Source organism: Streptomyces sp. NPDC058195 (assembly GCF_042883525.1).
In the GTDB taxonomy this organism is placed as follows: domain Bacteria; phylum Actinomycetota; class Actinomycetes; order Streptomycetales; family Streptomycetaceae; genus Streptomyces.
In genome coordinates this window covers 1-2,413 of record NZ_JBHVVM010000080.1, presented here as the reverse complement: position 1 = coordinate 2,413, position 2,413 = coordinate 1, and the positions used below count along the sequence as shown (strand labels likewise).

Here is a 2,413-nt window from a genome sequence, read left to right as displayed (position 1 = left end):
GTGGTGGCGACTCCGGTGGCGGGGCGGAATCATCCGTCGTTCGACCAGCTCATCGGTTTCTTCGTCAACAACCTGGTGCTGCGGACGGATCTGGGCGGTGAGCCCGGATTCCGTGAGGTGCTCCGGCGGGTGCGGGAGACGGTTCTCGACGCACAGGATCACCAGGACCTCCCCTTCGACATGGTCCTGTCCGCTACCCGGCCACCACGCACACCCGATCGGACCCCGTACCTTCAGACAACGCTCGTTCACCAGCCGGAATCGGTGCTTGAGTACCGCATCGGCGATCTCGTGGCCACACCGATGCAGGCACCTCTGCCGGGTGCCCCGGTGGACCTGGTCTTCTCTGTCTTCGAGGGAACCTCCACAGACATCCAGGTCAACTACCGGAGCGACCTGTTCGACGCCGACTCGGTGAAATCGATCAGTGAACAGTTCGTCGACGTGCTGCGGCGGGGCGTATCCGGCGACGAGGGCGCAGACCCCGGCCCGCGAGCCTCAAAGGCCGCGGAGCAGCCCGCTTCCGTCCTCGTCGGCCCGGAACGGCCCGATCTGCTGAACCTCGACCTGGGGCAGGCGCTGGGCGCGATCGCCCATCGGCAGCCGGATGCGACCGCACTGCAGAGTGCGGGGGACAGCCTGACGTACTCCGAACTGATCGCGGCGAGCGATGAGGTGGCCGCCTCCCTGCGAGCCGCGGGGGTCGGCAAGGGGCATGTGGTCGGACTCTCCCTGGAGCCAGGGCTCGCCCTGGTGATCACCCTGGTCGCCACCGTGCGCATCGGCGCGGCCTACATGTGCCTGGACACAGCTGCGCCCGAGGAGCGCAACGCATGGCTGCTCGATGACGCCGGATGCTCCGTCGTGGTGTCGCACACCGATGTGTCGGCCCCCAACGAGTGGGTGTCCCTCACCTACGACCGGTTGTCCCAGGAACGAAGGCCGTGGGGCGGCAGGGATGACTTTCCCGCGTCCAAGCGTCCGGCGTACATCGTCTATACCTCCGGTTCCACTGGGGAACCGAAGGGCGTTGTCCTCGTGCACGACGCGGTGTGCAACTGGGCACTGGGGATGGGCGAGGCCATGCGCGTCGGCCCCCGGACGAACGTTGCCCAGCTGGCATCCCCGTCGTTCGACGTCATGTCCGCGGAGGTGTGGATGGCGTTGCTGACCGGCGCGAGGCTGAGTGTCATACCTCGGCACGAGCGGCGTGGTGCGAGCGTGACCGCTGAGGCGCTGGGACGTGAGGGCGTCACGCTCTACATGGGCACACCCGGGCCGCTCACCGTGATCGATCCCGATGTCGTACCGCTGATCGACAAGATCGTCGTGGGCGGCGACGTGCTGTCGGACACCCTGGTGAAGAAGTGGCTTCCGCAGGCGGCCGTGGGCCAGGTGTACGGAGCCAGCGAGGGCACCATGTCCACGACCATCGGCGTACTCGACGCGGGCACACCATCCAACCGGGCTGGCAGCCCACTGCCCAACACGTCCATCCGCGTCCTGTCGGAGACGCTGGAGCCGTTGCCCATGGGAACCGTGGGCGAGATCTTCATCAGTGGCATCGGTGTCGGGCATGAGTATTTCGAGCGGCGCTCCCTGACCGCGGAGAAGTTCCTGCCCGACCCGTTCAGTGGCGTACCCGGCAGCCGGATGTACCGCACCGGCGATCTCGGCCGCGTATCGCCCAGTGGTGAGGTGGAGTTCATCGGCCGCTGCGACGACATGGTGAAGATCCGGGGGGTCCGGGTCGAGCCCGCAGAGGTCGAAGCGGCCGTCAGCGCTCTCGCTGGGGTGTCTGCCTGTGCGGTGGCCGCGGACAAGGACAAACACGGCGCAACCATTCTTCGAGCGTATGTGATCATGAAGGATCCGACGATCGACGAAAGGTCACTGCGCGCGCTCATAGAGGCCGCTCTCCCCGCCAGCATGATCCCGCATGCGATCGTGTACGTCGATTCCTTCCCGCTGACCGCGAACGGCAAAGTCGATCGCGCCAGGTTGCTGGAGATCTCGCCCTCCGGAGCGAAGAGCGGTGGCAGGGGAACCCTTTCCGAGGCAATGAACATTGTTCTCGACGTGTGGGAGGAGGTTCTCGACCACAGCCCGATCGCGGTGTCCGACAACTTCTTCGAACTCGGCGGCGACTCCCTGGGAGCAATCCGGAGCATTGCCAAGCTGGAACCGGCGTTCTCGGTGCGGATCGAGTTCTCCGAATTCCTGAGGAACCCTACGGCGCATGGCCTCCTCCGCCACATCGAGGGTCTGCGAGGCGTGGGTGCGAAGACCGCGCCCCTGCCGAGGACGCCGCCGTCCTCCAGGGTTGCGTTGTCGTTCGGGCAGCGTCGGTTGTGGCTTGCCGATCAGGTTGCGCCGGGGAGTTTGGCTTACAGCACTCCGTTTGTTTTGCGGT

Annotated in this window: 1 protein-coding gene; it reads left to right on the top strand. The window is 66.1% G+C overall.

The window, feature by feature from the left end; genetic code table 11:
- The coding region (locus ACFVWY_RS35595) for an amino acid adenylation domain-containing protein (RefSeq protein WP_389879049.1) at positions 1–2,413 on the top strand (2,413 nt) is incomplete at both ends.